11 protein-coding genes are annotated in these 15,258 nt (G+C 65.6%); 2 read left to right on the plus strand and 9 right to left on the minus strand.

Features of this window, described 5'->3' with window-relative positions:
- The first annotated feature begins 104 nt into the window (after window positions 1–104).
- Window positions 105–1,064: a hypothetical protein gene (locus ARTH_RS14745; RefSeq protein WP_011692740.1), complete on the plus strand. Its 960-nt coding sequence runs from the start codon at window positions 105–107 to the stop codon at window positions 1,062–1,064.
- A 45-nt stretch (window positions 1,065–1,109) separates the two neighbouring features.
- On the opposite strand, the gene ARTH_RS14750 is transcribed toward ARTH_RS14745, so the two are convergent.
- Complete coding sequence (locus ARTH_RS14750; RefSeq protein WP_011692741.1) at window positions 1,110–1,619, minus strand: DUF2306 domain-containing protein; 510 nt, start codon at window positions 1,617–1,619, stop codon at window positions 1,110–1,112.
- Window positions 1,620–1,685: 66 nt separating this feature from the next.
- On the opposite strand from ARTH_RS14750, the gene ARTH_RS14755 reads away from it, so the two are divergent.
- Entirely contained in the window at window positions 1,686–2,342 is a 657-nt protein-coding gene (locus tag ARTH_RS14755) for a MerR family transcriptional regulator (protein WP_232223524.1), read from the plus strand.
- Window positions 2,343–2,490: 148 nt separating this feature from the next.
- On the opposite strand, the gene ARTH_RS14760 is transcribed toward ARTH_RS14755, so the two are convergent.
- The 8 genes from ARTH_RS14760 to glmS all read right to left on the minus strand — a co-directional run bounded on the left by ARTH_RS14760 (window position 2,491) and on the right by glmS (window position 15,195).
- Entirely contained in the window at window positions 2,491–3,576 is a 1,086-nt protein-coding gene (locus ARTH_RS14760; protein ID WP_043429946.1) for an inositol-3-phosphate synthase, read from the minus strand.
- A 199-nt stretch (window positions 3,577–3,775) separates the two neighbouring features.
- A complete protein-coding gene (gene mgrA / locus ARTH_RS14765) occupies window positions 3,776–4,813 on the minus strand; it encodes an L-glyceraldehyde 3-phosphate reductase (RefSeq protein WP_011692744.1) in 1,038 nt (345 codons plus the stop codon).
- A gap of 105 nt (window positions 4,814–4,918) precedes the next feature.
- Window positions 4,919–6,673 (minus strand): malto-oligosyltrehalose trehalohydrolase, encoded by a 1,755-nt coding sequence (gene treZ / locus ARTH_RS14770; RefSeq protein ID WP_011692745.1) that lies wholly within the window; start codon window positions 6,671–6,673, stop codon window positions 4,919–4,921.
- Window positions 6,670–9,033: a malto-oligosyltrehalose synthase gene (gene treY / locus ARTH_RS14775; protein WP_011692746.1), complete on the minus strand. Its 2,364-nt coding sequence runs from the start codon at window positions 9,031–9,033 to the stop codon at window positions 6,670–6,672. The genes treZ and treY overlap by 4 nt, the downstream gene beginning before the upstream one ends.
- Window positions 9,030–11,285 carry a glycogen debranching protein GlgX gene (gene glgX, locus ARTH_RS14780; protein WP_011692747.1) on the minus strand — a complete coding sequence of 752 codons (2,256 nt, stop codon included), beginning with the start codon at window positions 11,283–11,285 and terminating at the stop codon, window positions 9,030–9,032. Before glgX ends, treY begins: the two co-directional genes overlap by 4 nt.
- A 92-nt stretch (window positions 11,286–11,377) precedes the next feature.
- On the minus strand, window positions 11,378–12,892 hold the full coding sequence (locus ARTH_RS14785; protein WP_011692748.1) for a bifunctional ADP-dependent NAD(P)H-hydrate dehydratase/NAD(P)H-hydrate epimerase: 1,515 nt from the start codon (window positions 12,890–12,892) through the stop codon (window positions 11,378–11,380).
- A gap of 57 nt (window positions 12,893–12,949) precedes the next feature.
- Window positions 12,950–13,297: a holo-ACP synthase gene (locus ARTH_RS14790; RefSeq protein WP_011692749.1), complete on the minus strand. Its 348-nt coding sequence runs from the start codon at window positions 13,295–13,297 to the stop codon at window positions 12,950–12,952.
- 5 nt (window positions 13,298–13,302) lie between these two features.
- The gene (gene glmS / locus ARTH_RS14795; RefSeq protein WP_011692750.1) at window positions 13,303–15,195 is read right to left on the minus strand and encodes a glutamine--fructose-6-phosphate transaminase (isomerizing); all 1,893 of its coding nucleotides are present in this window, start codon (window positions 15,193–15,195) and stop codon (window positions 13,303–13,305) included.
- Window positions 15,196–15,258 lie beyond the last annotated feature (63 nt).

Genomic DNA, 15,258 nt, shown 5'->3' on the forward strand with positions numbered 1-15,258 from the left:
CTTCCTGCCGATTTTTCCCAGACCCTCTCTCACTTCCTGCCGACCAAACAGCTGCCTGTGGATAACTTCTGCAGCGCGAGTGGTTTTCGGGTAACAATGCCAGCATGCAAAAGCGCAACGAATTGCCCGGCCATCTGGCGGTGGCTCCATTCACGTTGGATTCAGCGCGGGCGTCCGGAGTTTCCAGGGCCAGGCTGCGGCGGAAAGATGTGGTTCATGTGGGCCGCGGACTCTACCGGCCGTCAGACTGGAACTTCGAACTGGAGGCCGCTGCAAGGGCGTTGTCTACCGCGTCGCCAGGGGCTTGGATATCCCACGTCACGGCAGCCCGGCTTCACTGCCAACTCCTGCCACCCTGGCTAGCTGACTCGACGGAGTTGCACTTGAGCAAGCCCCGGGCCCTGCCCTCTGTGCGCCGCAGCGGCGTTATCGGCCACACGGTGGTGGCCCTCGAGGACGAGATTGAATCGATCGATGGCCTCCGCGTCAGTACCCGTTCGCGGACCTGGCTGGATCTGGCGCGACGGCTGCCGGTGAGCGATCTGGTGTGCATGGGGGATCAGCTGATCCGTGTCCCGCGAGTGGCGTTCGAGGGACGCACCCGGCCTTATGACACTTTGGACGGTCTCCGCACCTTGGTTGGCCGCCACCCAAACCTGCAGGGTGTAGTCCGTGCCCGGGAGGCGCTGCACCTCATGCGGGTCGGTGCGGATTCCGCGCCCGAATCGCTTCTCCGCCTGGCAATGGCCGACGCCGGCCTCCCTGAGCCGGAGCTCCAGTTGGCGTTGCGCCCAACGGATGCCGTGTCGCCCACGGCTGATCTGGGCTACCGTCACCGGCGTCTCGCCATCCAGTACGACGGCGAACATCACCTTCTCGACGCCCAGATCTTCAGCGACAGACGGCGGGACAAAGCATTTGAGTCGGCTGGCTGGACGGTCCTGATCCTCGGCAAGGACGATCTTGCTGATGGTTGCCGGCCGGCCGTCAGCAAGATCAAACGACTGCTGCGCACCGCATGGCTCGATCATCCCCAAGCGTCCGGTTTTGCCGACGCCGGGTGAGAGAGCGTTGCGCCAAAACCCGCCAAAAGTGAGAGAGGATCAGTCTTAAACCTGTAGGGAATGAGAGAGCGTCTGGTCCTTTGCTTTGGCTGCCACCCCGGTACTGCCACCGCGCTTGAGTGAAACGAACATCACCGCCACGCTCAGCACCACCAGCCCGGCAACGTACGCCGCGGAGGCCGGGTCCTCGGCAAGAAGTTGCGGGATGGCCCGTCCCGGCACCGCGACGGCGAAAATGAACGCCACGGAGATACCGATATAGCTACCCACCATGTTTCCCAGGTGCGACGGAACGTTGCCGCGAATTGCACTCACAAGGCCGAGGGTAACGGTCACGATGGTGAAGGCGGACAGCCCGTGCAGCCAGGTGAAATGTCCGGCGGTCACAATCCAGAAACTGCTGAAGCAGACGTAGTACATGGCTGCCACCCACAGGTAGCCCATCGTGCGGTGGATGCGGTCGCGTCGACGGCGAAGTATTTGAAAGGGGCCAATGACGAGGACGAACAACGCTGCGATCACATGACTGACAAGCAGTACATTCCAGTGCTCCATAGCCTTAGGATAGAGCCACTATCCAGGCATGTACATCAGGATAGTCGGCGCCGGATCCACTATCCAATGGACCCAAGCCTCGAACCCAAGAAGGCGCGGATGCAGCTCAAGGAACTCAGTGAGCGGTCGGGGGTCTCGGCCGCCAGCATCAAGTATTACCTGCGTGAGGGCCTGTTGCCCGCCGGGGCGGCCGTCCACCCAACCCGCGCGCAGTATTCAGCGCGGCACGTCGAGCGACTCGAATTGATCCAGGCGCTCCGCCGGATAGTCGGACTGACCATCGAACAGATCCGCGGTCTGCTCAGAATGGCCGACGACGGCGCACCGCGGCTTGACCTGTTGGCGGCAGTCCAGCGCGTGGTGCTGGAGCTGGACAGCTACGCCACAACGGGTGGCGGCGTCGGCACACCGGCGGCTGACGCCGTCGTACGTCTTCGGGGCTGGCCCGATGCCCAGAGCGACGCCCGGAACGCGCTCAATGCGCATGTCGAGTTGATGGAAAGCCTCAACATCCGTGTCTCACCTGAGGTGCTGGACACGTACAGCAAGGCTATGGATGACGTCGCCGGGATCGATATCGCGGCCACGACGGCGCCGGACAGCGTCGACCAGCTTATTCTCACTGCCGCAGTCGGGATGCACATGCACAGCCGGCTGCTGCTCAGGCTCCTGGCGCTTGCACAGGCCAGCCACGCCATCCGCAGATATGAAAATGACGTTTAAGCGCGACGCTCCCCCACCGGAAGTGAGAGAGCGTCGCGCCAAAACCCACCAAAAGTGAGAGAGCGGCGCCAAAACCCACCAAAAGTGAGAGAGCGTCGCGCCAAAACCCACCAAAAGTGAGAGAGCGTCGCGGGGAAAGCGGGAGGGCTTAGCGCTCCAGGTCTCCGCGGATGAAGGCCTCAACCTTTTCACGGGCGAGGTCGTCGTTGAACTGTTCCGGCGGGGACTTCATGAAGTAGCTGGACGCCGAGAGCAGCGGGCCGCCGATACCGCGGTCCAGGCCGATCTTGGCCGCGCGGATGGCGTCGATGATCACGCCGGCGGAGTTGGGTGAGTCCCAGACCTCCAGCTTGTATTCGAGCGACACCGGGGCGTCACCGAAGTTGCGTCCTTCGAGGCGCACGAAGGCCCACTTGCGGTCATCGAGCCACTGGACGTAGTCGGACGGGCCGATGTGCACGTCCTTGGCGGCCAGTTCAGCTTCGACGTTGGACGTGACGGCCTGGGTCTTGGAGATCTTCTTGGACTCGAGGCGGTCGCGCTCCAGCATGTTCTTGAAGTCCATGTTGCCGCCGACGTTCAGCTGGTAGGTGCGGTCCAGCGTGACGCCGCGGTCTTCGAAGAGCTTGGCCATGACGCGGTGCGTGATGGTGGCACCGATCTGGCTCTTGATGTCGTCGCCCACGATCGGGACACCGGCGGCCGTGAACTTGTCCGCCCACTCCTTGGTTCCGGCGATGAAGACGGGCAGGGCGTTGACGAAGGCCACGCCGGCGTCGATTGCGGCCTGTGCGTAGAATTCGGCGGCTTCCTGCGATCCAACGGGCAGGTAGCAGACCATGACGTCAACCTTGGCGTCCTTCAGTGCCTGGACAACATCGACCGGCTCTGACGGGGACTGCTCAATGGTCTCAAGGTAGTACTTGCCGAGGCCGTCCAGGGTGGGGCCGCGCTGGACCGTTACGCCGGTGGGCGGGACGTCGGCGATCTTGATGGTGTTGTTTTCGCTGGCCAGGATGGCGTCGGCCAGGTCAACGCCGACCTTCTTGCCGTCGACATCGAAGGCTGCAACGAATTCAACATCGTTGACGTGGTACTTGCCGAACTCCACGTGCATCAGACCGGGAATCGTGGCCTGGGGGTCGGCATCCCGGTAGTAGTGGACACCCTGGACCAGGGACGCGGCGCAGTTACCCACACCGACGATGGCAACACGAATCGGATTTGAAGACACGGAACTCCTTTGAGAACAAACTTCAGTGCCCGGCGCGGCAGCGCTCTGATGAGCGACGGCGGCTGATGGGCACGGCGCCATTGGGCGCCCTTGCATTGTAGCCAACCCCGCCGGGGCCGGAGTTGTTCCCGGCCCCGGCTTTATGACATGGACGGTTCTGTTACGCGGCCCTGATACGCGTCGGCCCTGTTAGGGCGCGCTACTTCTGCGCCCAGAGGTTGATGTCGGATTCGACGGCGAACTCGTCGATCGCCTTCAGCTCCTCCTGCGAGAACGCCAGGTTGTTGATGGCGGACAGGGTGTCCTCCAACTGTTTGACGCTGGACGCGCCCACCAGCGCGGACGTCACGGGTGAGCCCTTGGGCTGGTCGCGGAGGATCCAGGCGATGGCCATCTGCGCGAGCGACTGGCCGCGGCCTGCGGCGATATTGTTGAGCGCGCGCACCCGGTCCAGCTTGTCCTCGGTGAGCGCCGATTCAGACAGGAACCGTTCCTTGGCTGCACGCGAATCGGCCGGGACGCCGTTCAGGTAGCGGTCCGTCAGCATGCCCTGTGCCAGCGGGGAGAACGCAATGGAACCCGCGCCCACCTGGTCCAGCGCCTCGTAGAGGTTCGGTGCGCCGTCTTCGGTCCAGCGGTTCAGCATGGAGTAGCTGGGCTGGTGGATGAGCAGCGGGGTGCCGAGCTCCTTCAGGATCCGGGCGGCCTCGATGGTCTGTTCCGGGGTGTAGGAGGAGATGCCTGCATAGAGTGCCTTCCCGGAGCGGACGGCGTAGTCCAGCGCACCCATGGTCTCTTCCATGGGCGTTTCAGGGTCCGGGCGGTGGCTGTAGAAGATGTCCACGTAGTCCAGGCCCATGCGCTGCAGCGACTGGTCCAGGCTGGAGATCAGGTATTTGCGGGAGCCCCACTCGCCGTACGGGCCCGGCCACATGTAGTAACCGGCCTTCGTGGAGATGACCAGCTCGTCGCGGTACGGCTTGAAGTCGTCCTGCAGGTGGCGGCCGAAGTTAGTTTCTGCGGAGCCGTCCGGCGGGCCGTAGTTGTTCGCCAGGTCAAAGTGGTTGACGCCCAGGTCGAAGGCGCGGCGGAGGATGGCGCGCTGCTCGTCGAAGCGCTTATCGTCGCCGAAGTTGTGCCAGAGCCCCAGGGAGATCGCCGGAAGCTTCAGGCCGCTGCGTCCGACGCGGCGGTAGGGCATGGATTCATAGCGGTTCTCCGCTGCAGAATAAGTCATACCTGCAATCCTGCCAGCTGTGACGCAGGCTACAGCCAACAAATCCGTTGTTACGCCGCGGGCTGACACAAATAGCCCGCGGCGCAGCAACAGCAATCAAGCGGGTCAGGCCCTCACGATGACGGCACTCCACGGCGCCAGCAAGAGCGAGCCGCCGTCGGGCACTGATGCCTCGTCGGTGGAAAGCAACACTGATCCGGCCGCATCTTCGAGCTTTACCGTCTGTTCGGAGAAGTTCAGCGCCACCAGCACGTCTCCACGCCGGAACCGCAGCCACCCCTCCTCTTCGCTGTAGTCCACCGCGGTGTCCGTGAAGCCCAGCCCCGCAAGTTCCGGGGTGGAACGGCGGAGCGCCGTCAGGGTCCGGTAGAGGTCCAGGAGGCGGGCATGGTCACCCTCGGTGGCCTCGGCCCAGTTCAGTTTCGAACGGTTGAAGGTCTCCGGATCCTGGGGATCAGGTACGACGGCGGGATCCCACCCCATGCGTTCGAACTCCTTGATACGGCCTTCCGCCGTCGCCTTGCCCAGCTCCGGCTCGGGGTGGGAGGTGAAGAACTGCCACGGCGTGGTGGCGCCGTATTCCTCCCCCATAAAGAGCATGGGCGTGAACGGGGACGTCAGCGTGAGGACGGCCGCCACGGCCAACCGGCCGTAGGACAGCGACTGGGAAAGCCTGTCGCCGGTGGCGCGGTTGCCGATCTGGTCGTGGTTCTGGCTGCACACCACCAGGGCTGCGGGGTGCACCAGCCCGGTGTTAATGGGCCGCCCGTGGTGCCGGCCGCGGAAGCTGGAGTAGCTGCCGTCGTGGAAGAACCCGTCGCGCAGCACCTTGGCCAGGGCGCCCAGCGAATCGAAGTCGCTGTAGTACCCCTCCGTCTCGCCGCTGATGTTCACGTGGACGGCGTGGTGGAAGTCGTCGCTCCACTGGCCCTCCAGTCCGTACCCGTTGACGTCGCGGGGGTACAGCAGGCGGGGGTTGTTGAGGTCCGACTCCGCGATCATGGTGATCGGGCGGCCGGTTTCCGCGGCCACAGTGTCGCCCAGGGCACCGAACTCCTCCAGGAGGTGGACCGCCCGCTCGTCCTTGAAGGCGTGCACGGCGTCGATCCGCAGCCCGTCGACGTGGTAGTCCCTGAGCCACATGGCTGCGTTGTCCAGGATGTAGCGGCGGACCTCGTCTGATCCGTTGCCGTCCAGGTTCACCGAGTCGCCCCAGGTGTTCCCTTCGCCGGACTTCAAGTAGGGCCCGAACTTCGGCAGATAGTTTCCGCTGGGACCGAGGTGGTTGTACACGACGTCCTGGATGACGCCCAGGCCTGCGCCGTGGGCGGCGTCCACGAAACGCTGGTAAGCGGCAGGGCCGCCGTAGCCCTCATGGACGGTGTACCAGAGGACCCCGTCGTAGCCCCAGTTGTGGGTGCCGTTGAAGCCGTTGACGGGCAGGAGTTCCACGAAGTCGACGCCGAGGTCCTTGAGGTAGCCCAGCTTTCCGGCTGCGGCTTCCAGGGTGCCCTCCGGCGTGAACGTGCCAATGTGCAGTTCGTAGATGACGGCACCCTGCAGCTCCCGGCCCGCCCAGTTCCCGTCGGCCCACGCGTGGGCGGCGGGGTCGAAGGTGCGGGACAGAGAGTGCACGCCGGCCGGCTGGCGGCGGGACCGGGGATCCGGCAAGGGGGTGGTGTCCGTCCCCGGCAGGTAGCCGTAGTCCACCTCTCCCCCGGCCGGGGCGTCCGAGGCCGTCCACCAGCCGTCGCCGCGCTGGCTCATGGGGTATTCAGAGCCGTCGGCCAACAACGTGATGGCAGTGACCTCCGGGGCCCAGATGTCGAAGCGTCCGCTTCCGCTTGCGGGGTGGGTCATCCGTGGTTCTCCGTTCCGTCGGTGCCAGCCGGGCCAGCTGGAACAAGCAGTGCAACCGGGTAGCTTGCCAGGATGTCCGCGACCGGTACCGGCCCGGGTCCGAAGCTGGTGCCCGTGAGTTCGTCCGTCATTTCCGCCGGCAATGCCACCGACGTGTCCCGCCACCCGCCGGACTGTTCCAGCCGGCGCGGCAGCCTCGTGGCCAGCGTCAGAGCGCCCGCAGCCTCACCGGCTCCGCGGCTGAACGCCACGAGGTGCGCCGCGGCCGGCCCGGACGCGGTGACCGCCGTGTAGGCGGTGAAAAGCTCGGGCCGGTCGCGCCTGAGCCGGAGTGCCCGCGAAGTCACCAGCAGCTTGGCGGCGTCGTCCTGGTACGACGCCGGACGCTCGCCGGAGTCGAGTGCCGCCAGCGACTTACGCCGCTCGGCAAAGTCGACAGTCCGGCGGTTGTCAGGGTCGGTGAGGGAACGGTCCCAGAACTCGGTGCCCTGGTACACGTCCGGTACGCCCGGCATGGTCAGCTGCACGAGTTTCGCGGACAGCGCGTTCGCCGCGCCGTACGGTTCCAGGAGCGCCACGAAGGCCTCCAGTTCCGCACGGACTTCCGGGTTGTCGAACGCGGCGTCGACGGCGGCGGCCAGCTTCTGCTCGAACGCTTCGTTCGGGTCCAGCCAGTCGGTCGAATTGCCGGCCTCCCGGGCGGCCTTGGTGGCGTACTGCTGGAGTCGCTCACGGGACGCCGGCCACGCGCCGGCGATGGCCTGCCACAGGAGGCTGGCCAGCGGCCCGTCGGGCAGCGGCACAAGTTCCTGCAGCTTGGTCAGCACCTTGTCCCATTCCGCCACGAACTCGGAAATCACGGAGATCCGGGCCCGGGTGTCCTCGCTGCGTTTGGTGTCGTGAGTGCTCAGCGTGGTCATGGACAACGGCAGTTCGGCTTCCCGCCGCGCCATCCGCTGGTGGAACTCGGCCGGGTCGAGGGCGAACTCGGTGGGGTCGGCGCCCACCTCCGTCAGTGTGCCCAGCCGGGTGTAGCGGAAGAACGCTGTGTCCTCCACGCCCTTGGCCATCACCATGCCGGAGGTCTGCTGGAACCGCTGTGCCAGCGCCGAGCCGGCGTCCAGCAGCAGCGGCTGCAGCAGTTCGATGGCCGCAGCGAGGTCCGGCCGGTTCCGTGCGGCGAGGCTGCAGGCTTCCCTGAGGACTTCCTCGCCGTACGGCAGGTAGGTCCGATAGACGGGAAAGGAAGCGATGATCTCGGAGATCGCGTCGGCTGCGAGTTCGGTATCCAGCGCCGTCCCGGCTAGTTCTGTCCCGGCCGGAATGAGCCTTCCCAGCCGGAGGATCTCGGAGTGCAGGATGCCGTCGGTGATCCGGCGTTTGGTTCCGCGGATCATTTCCTCATAGTCTGCGGGTTCTCCGCCGCGGAGCCTGCCGTCGAGCTGGTCCAGGGCCGTCTGCGCCGAGGCGTCGACGAAGAGGCGGTCCACGTCAGCCAAGGCGTCGTAGCCGGTGGTGCCTTCGCATTCGAAGGAAGCCGGCAGCTCCTCCCCCGGTTCCAGGATCTTCTCGATCAGCAAGTAGCTGCCGCCGGTGGCTTCGCGGAGCCGCCGGAGGTAGCCCTCGGGGTCAGCGAGCCCGTCCGGGTGGTCGATCCGCAGCCCGTCCGCCAGACCTTCGCGGAACCAGCGGATCACTTCAGCATGGGCTTCGTCGAACACCCGGGGAACTTCCACCCGGACGCCGGCCAGAGTATTCACGGCGAAGAAACGTCGGTAGTTGAGGTCCGTATCCGCGCGGCGCCAGCCCACCAGTTCGTAGTTCTGGCGGGCGTGGACGTCACGGGGGTCATCGCCGTCGCCAAAGCTGCCCTCGGCAAGCGGGAACCGGTGGTCGTAGTAGCGGAGTTCGCCGTCGCGGATCTCCAGCTTGTCCAGGTCGTCATCGCTCCCCAGCACTGGGAGCCGGACCCGTCCGCCGCCGAAGTCCCAGTCGACGTCGAACGCCTCGGCGTAAGGGGACTTCCGGCCCTCCTTGAGCAGGGACCACCACCAGGGGTTCTGGTATGGCGACGCGACCCCGACGTGGTTGGGCACAATGTCCACGAGGACGCCCATGCCGGCGGCGCGGGCCGCCCGGGACACCGCTGCGAGGCCCTCGGGGCCGCCGCGGTCGGCGTCCACCGTGGACGGGTCGGTGACGTCGTAGCCGTGGTCTGATCCTTTTTCCGCCGTCAGGATCGGGGACAGGTAGATCCAGTCCACGCCCAGCGATTTCAGGTAAGGGACCTCGGCGGCAGCGTCCTGGAGCGTGAAGGACGGGCGGATCTGGAGGCGGTATGTGGAGACAGGGGTCCTCATGAATCCTCCTGCCCCTTCGACCTGACCTTCTTGGTGTGCGGCGGCTCAGGGACAATCGGCGTAGTCAGCGCCTCGGTTTCACTGGTAGTCGTCTGGGACAAGGCAGCGAGCGAAGCGGCCACTGAATGATCCGGTTCCACTTCGGGGGTGCTGTGGGCCCGCAGGACCACGAGGGACTTCGCATCGACGGGCAGCGATCCTCCCGCCTCCACTGGTTCAGTGTCGGCGTTATGTCCTGCGGTGTCGATGATGATGTCCCAGGCCGGAGCATATTCGTCGGAGGGCAGCGTGAACTTTACTTCGTCGTCGTGCGCATTGAAGTAGAGCACGAAGTTGACGTCCGTGATGCGGCGGCCGCGTTCGTCGCGGCCACGGATGCCGTCGCCGTTGAGGAACATGCCCACCGAGCGGCCGAAGCCGCTGTCCCAGTCTTCGGGTTTCATGGTGGAGCCGTCCACGTCCAGCCATTCGATGTCCGGAAGCCGTTCACCTTCGCCTCGCAGGACCGGCCTGCCATCGAAAAAGCGGCTGCGGCGGAAGGTGGGGTGCTTGTGCCGGAGGGCGTTGACGGCGGCGGTGAATTCCACCAGCGGCTGGTCCACCGCGTCCCAGTTGATCCAGGTCAGTTCGGAATCCTGGCAGTAGCCGTTGTTGTTGCCCTGCTGGGTGCGGCCCATCTCGTCGCCGTGCAGGATCATCGGCACGCCCTGCGAGAGCAACAGAGAGGCGATGAAGTTGCGCTGCTGCCGGGCGCGGAGGCCCAGGACCTTGGGGTCGTCGGTGGGGCCTTCGGCGCCGCAGTTCCAGGAGCGGTTGTGCGATTCGCCGTCGTTGTTGTCCTCGCCGTTGGCCTCGTTGTGCTTCTCGTTGTAGGACACCAGGTCGTGGAGCGTAAAGCCGTCGTGGGCGGTAACGAAGTTGATCGAGGCGACCGGACGGCGGCCGGAGTGCTCGTACAGGTCGGCAGAGCCGGTGATCCTGGAAGCAAATTCACCCAAGGTGGCCGGTTCCCCACGCCAGAAATCGCGGACGGTGTCGCGGTACTTTCCGTTCCATTCCGTCCACTGCGGCGGGAAGTTCCCCACCTGGTAGCCGCCGGGGCCAACGTCCCACGGCTCCGCAATCAGCTTGACCTGGGACACAACCGGGTCCTGCTGGATGAGTTCGAAGAAGGTGGACAGCTTGTCCACGTCATAGAATTCCCGGGCCAGGGTGGAGGCGAGGTCGAACCTGAAGCCGTCCACGTGCATTTCGGTGACCCAGTAGCGCAGGGAGTCCATCAGGAGCTGCAGGGAGTGGGGGTGCCGGACGTTGAGCGAGTTTCCTGTGCCCGTGTAGTCCATGTAGTGCTTCTCGTCGCCGTCCATGAGCCGGTAGTAGGCGGCGTTGTCGATGCCCTTGAAGGACAGGGTGGGCCCCAGGTGGTTTCCTTCGGCCGTGTGGTTGTAGACGACGTCGAGGATCACTTCGATGCCTGCCTGGTGCAGCGAGCGGACCATGGCCTTGAAGTCCTGGACCTGCTGGCCGGTGTCGCCGGTGGAACTGTAGCTGTTGTGCGGGGCGAAGAAGCCGATGGTGTTGTAGCCCCAGTAGTTGTTCAGGCCCTTGTCTTCGAGGATGCCGTCGTTGACGAACTGGTGTACAGGCATGAGTTCGATCGCGGTGATGCCCAGCTTTTGCAGGTGGGAGATAACCGAGGGGTGTGCAACGCCGGCGTAGGTGCCGCGCTGGTCTTCCGGAACCTCGGGGTGCAGCTGGGTCAGGCCCTTGACGTGGGCCTCGTAGATGACCGACTTGTGGTACGGCACGCGGGGCAGGTGGTCCCCGTCCCAGTCGAAGAACGGGTTGATCACCACGCCCATCATCATGTGCGGGGCCGAATCGGCGTCGTTACGGGAATCGGGGTCGCCCATGTTGTAGGAGAAGAGCGCGGGGTCCCAGTCGATCTGGCCATGCACGGCCTTCGCGTAGGGATCCAGAAGCAGCTTGTTCGGATTGAACCGGTTGCCGGAGTCGGGGTCGTAGGGACCGTGGACGCGGTAACCGTATTTCTGTCCGGGCTGGATGTGCGGCAGGTAGCAGTGCCAGACGTAACCGTCGACTTCCAGGAGTTCGATCCGCGTCTCCCCGCCTTCGTCGTCGAAGAGGCACAGTTCAACCTTTTCGGCCCTTTCGCTAAAAAGCGCAAAGTTCGTGCCAGTGCCGTTAAAGGTGGCTCCCAGCGGGTATGCCGATCCGGGCCAGACTTCCATGTGTTCTCCTCGTGCGTAACGAATAAATCTCTAGACAGACTACTAGTAAGTAGGTTTAGTAATTGTTTGTTGCCGCGGTTTACGCAGAATGATTACAAGGTCCGCATCACCTCGGGCAGGGATTGAGCGATGGCACCGGCGGTCACGGGGCCGCCGGCTGAGGCAAGGGTCCCTGCGCGGCCGTGCAGGCTCGCCGCCATGGCGCCGATGGCCGCCCAGCGCTGGTCCGCGGAGATCCCGCAGGCCGCAAATCTTTCCTCGTCATCCGAATGCTGGGCCAGCAGGGACCCGAGCACCCCGGCCAGCACGTCACCGCTTCCGGCAGTTGCCATCCACGGCGTGGCTTCAGCCTGGCTGAAAACGGGGCCGTACGGCGCAGCCACCAGCGTGGTGGCGCCCTTGAGCAGGACTGTGGCTCCGGTCCTTTCAGCCGCCTGGCGCACGGCGTCGAGGGTGGCACCGTCAACTCCCTGCCGGCCCAGGTCGATCCCGTACCGCTGCAGGACGCGCGCCAGCTCGCCGCCGTGCGGTGTCAGCACCACGTGCGGAGGCAGGGCATCAGGAAGGGCAGGCAGCGCACCGGCGTCGGCGGCCACTGGCAGTCCCGTCTCCACGGCGTCGCGGACCCGCTGCAGCTGTTCGCGGTCGCCTTCGGCGATCCCTGAACCGACCAGCCACGCCTGGACGTGCGCGTCTGCCACGTTGTCCGGTCCGCACACCACCTCCGGGCAGGCCTGGCGCACCAGGCGGGTCGGCTCGGGCGGGCCAAGGTACCGGACCATCCCGGCGCCCGCTGCGAGGGCGCCGCGGCAGGCGAGGACGGCAGCTCCCGGATACTGTTGCGATCCCGCCACGACGCCCAGGACGCCCCGGGTGTATTTGTGGGAGCGGCGCGTCGGCGGGGGCAGCAACCGGGCAAGGTCGGCGGATTCCAGGCGCCTCAGCACCGGCGACGGCAGTTCGGTTTCAATGCCGATGGGGATGACCAGGACGCGCCCGGCATGGTCGGCGCCGGGATCGGCGAGCAGCCCGGCTTTCGCTCCGCCGAACGTCACGGTGAGGTCGGCCGGAAGGACCGGATCATAGGCCTCGCCGGTGTCGGCGTTCACGCCGCTGGGAATGTCGCAGGCCACCACAAACCCGTGGGCGGCGGCGCGCAGCTTCCCGATGAGGGATGCCGTGGCGCCGTGGAGCCCGCCTTGGGCTCCGGTCCCCAGTACCGCGTCGATCACGACGTCGGCGCTGGCGGCTGCCGCTGCCAGCTCACCGGCGTTGTGGTCGGTGAGGGTCCGGGCGCGCCCGCCGGCCCGTTCAAAGGCGGCCAGCCCGTCCGGGTGGGCCTCACCGGCGGTGAGCACCGCCGTCGTACGCAGTCCCCGGGCGGCCAGGAAGGCCGCGGCGAAGAGCCCGTCTCCCCCGTTGTTACCTTTGCCGGTAAGAACCGCCACGCTGGCCCCGTAGGGACGGATCCCCCGGGCAACGAGTTCACGGACAACGGCGTTGGCCAGGCCGTAGGCGGCCCGCTGCATCAGAACAGCGCCTGCCCCGGAAAGAAGAAGGGGCTTTTCGGCCTCACGAATCTGGGTGCCGGTGTAGGCGCTGATCATTGGTTCAGTCCAATCGGTGCTGGGTCCGCTGCGGGCCGTCGGGTGGAGAGTGCGCGCTTACCCCTCCGCGAGGACGGTCGCCGTGGCGATTCCGCCGTCGTGGCTCATCGACAAGTGCCAGCGCTTGACGCCCTTGGACTCGGCGACGGCCAGCACGGTGCCCTTGACCTGGATGGTGGGTCCGTTCTGGTCAAGGCCGATCCAGCAGTCCTGCCAGTTCATGCCGGCGGGAGCGCCCAGGACCTTGGCCACGGCTTCCTTGGCCGCAAAGCGCGCGGCCAAGGAGCGCGTGTTCAGCTCGCGCTCGGCAGGGACGAACAGCCTGTCCCGGAGCCCTGGGGTCCGTTCCAGCTGCCGGCCAAACCGTTCAATGTCTACGACGTCTACGCCAATACCAACAATCATGCGGCTTATTCTACGGTCACGCTCTTGGCCAGGTTGCGTGGCTGGTCCACGTCATATCCCTTGGCCGTGGCAAGTTCGAGGGCGAAGATCTGCAGCGGCACGGTGGCCAGCAGGGGCGCCAGGAGCGTGGGGGTTTCGGGGATGTAGAAGACGTGCTCGGCGTACGCCTTCACGGCCTCGTCACCCTCTTCGGCGATCACGATGGTCTTCGCGCCGCGGGCCCGGACCTCCTGGATGTTGGAGACCACCTTGGCGTGCAGCGAGTTCCGGCCGCGCGGAGAGGGAACCACCACGAACACCGGCTGGCCTTCCTCAATCAGCGCGATCGGGCCGTGCTTCAGCTCGCCGGCCGCGAAGCCTTCGGCGTGGATGTAGGCGAGCTCCTTGAGCTTGAGCGCGCCCTCCATGGCAACGGGGAACCCGACGTGGCGGCCCAGGAACAGCACCGACTTGGCGCCGGCCATGGAGCGGGCAAGTTCCTTGATCTCGCCCTCGTGGTCCAGGATCTCCTGGATCTTGGCCGGGATCTTGCCGAGATCGGCCAGAATGTCCTTGATCTCGCCCTGGAACTTGTTACCGCGCAGCTGTGCCAAATACAGGCCCAGCAGGTACGCGGCCGCGATCTGCGCCAGGAACGCCTTGGTGGAAGCCACCGCGATCTCCGGACCGGCGTGCGTGTAGAGCACGGCGTCTGATTCACGCGGGATGGTGGAGCCGTTGGTGTTGCAGATGGAGAGGGTCTTGGCGCCCTGCTCCTTGGCGTACCGCACGGCCATCAGGGTGTCCATGGTCTCGCCGGACTGGGAGATGGACACCACCAGAGTGTTCTCGTCCACGATGGGGTCGCGGTAGCGGAACTCATGGGAGAGCTCCACCTCCGTGGCGATCCGGCACCAGTGCTCAATGGCGTACTTGGCCACCTGGCCGGCGTACGCGGAGGTGCCGCACGCGAGCACGATGATTTTGGTGATGTTCTTCAGGTGCTCGGGGTCGATGCGCATTTCATCGAGCGTGAGCTTGCCGTCGAGGTCGTAGCGGCCCAGCAGGGTCTTGGCCACGGCGTCCGGCTGGTCATGGATTTCCTTCTCCATGAAGGACGGGAAGCCGCCCTTCTCCGCCGACGCCGGATCCCAGTCCACGTGGTATTCCTTGCCGTGGGCGGGGGCGCCGAAGAAGTCGGTGATCTCCACACTGTCCGCGGTGATCGTCACGATCTGGTCCTGGCCCAGCTCCACGGCGCGGCGCGTGTAGTCGATAAAGCCGGAGACGTCCGAGCCGAGGAAGTTCTCCCCTTCGCCCAGGCCCACCACGAGCGGTGAGTTACGCCGGGCGGCGACGACGACGTCGGGCTGGTCCGCGTGCACGGCCAGCAGCGTGAAGGCGCCTTCGAGGCGCTGGCAGGCAAGCTGCATGGCCTTGGTCATGCCGCCGTTGGCGGCGTCGCCGTTCAGCTGGTTCCGGAAGATGTCGCCCAGCAGCGCGGCGGCCACCTCGGTGTCCGTCTCCGACGTGAACACGGTGCCCTTTTCGAGCAGTTCGAGCTTGAGCTCGGCGAAGTTTTCGATGATGCCGTTGTGGATCAGTGCCAGCTTGCCGCCGTCGGACAGGTGCGGGTGCGCATTCTGGTCCGTGGGCCCGCCGTGCGTGGCCCAGCGGGTGTGTCCGATTCCGGTGACGGAATCAGGGAGCGGTGACTCTTCCAGTTCTGCGAGCAGGTTGCTCAGCTTTCCGGACTTCTTGCGGGACGAAATCGTTCCGTCCGCCACCACAGCGACACCTGCGGAGTCATACCCCCGGTATTCCAGGCGGCGGAGTCCCTCCAGGACAACGTCCAACGCGCTGTGGCCAACATTTACCCGGCCTGACGAATGGCCTACGTATCCTACGATTCCACACATAGAGCCAAGCTTATATGGAGGAGCGGTCCGCTGACGTTCGTTGCGGCCGCGGCGGGGCAGCGC

This window comes from Arthrobacter sp. FB24, from assembly GCF_000196235.1.
Classification (GTDB): Bacteria; Actinomycetota; Actinomycetes; order Actinomycetales; family Micrococcaceae; genus Arthrobacter.

What these genes read in the sequence shown, in the direction of transcription:
- ARTH_RS14745 (WP_011692740.1), top strand. Translation starts at nt 105, where the DNA reads ATGCAAAAGCGCAACGAATTGCCCGGCCATCTGGCGGTGGCTCCATTC.
- ARTH_RS14750 (WP_011692741.1), bottom strand. Translation starts at nt 1,619, where the DNA reads ATGGAGCACTGGAATGTACTGCTTGTCAGTCATGTGATCGCAGCGTTG.
- ARTH_RS14755 (WP_232223524.1), top strand. Translation starts at nt 1,686, where the DNA reads ATGGACCCAAGCCTCGAACCCAAGAAGGCGCGGATGCAGCTCAAGGAA.
- mgrA (WP_011692744.1), bottom strand. Translation starts at nt 4,813, where the DNA reads ATGACTTATTCTGCAGCGGAGAACCGCTATGAATCCATGCCCTACCGC.
- treZ (WP_011692745.1), bottom strand. Translation starts at nt 6,673, where the DNA reads ATGACCCACCCCGCAAGCGGAAGCGGACGCTTCGACATCTGGGCCCCG.
- treY (WP_011692746.1), bottom strand. Translation starts at nt 9,033, where the DNA reads ATGAGGACCCCTGTCTCCACATACCGCCTCCAGATCCGCCCGTCCTTC.
- glgX (WP_011692747.1), bottom strand. Translation starts at nt 11,285, where the DNA reads ATGGAAGTCTGGCCCGGATCGGCATACCCGCTGGGAGCCACCTTTAAC.
- ARTH_RS14785 (WP_011692748.1), bottom strand. Translation starts at nt 12,892, where the DNA reads ATGATCAGCGCCTACACCGGCACCCAGATTCGTGAGGCCGAAAAGCCC.
- ARTH_RS14790 (WP_011692749.1), bottom strand. Translation starts at nt 13,297, where the DNA reads ATGATTGTTGGTATTGGCGTAGACGTCGTAGACATTGAACGGTTTGGC.
- glmS (WP_011692750.1), bottom strand. Translation starts at nt 15,195, where the DNA reads ATGTGTGGAATCGTAGGATACGTAGGCCATTCGTCAGGCCGGGTAAAT.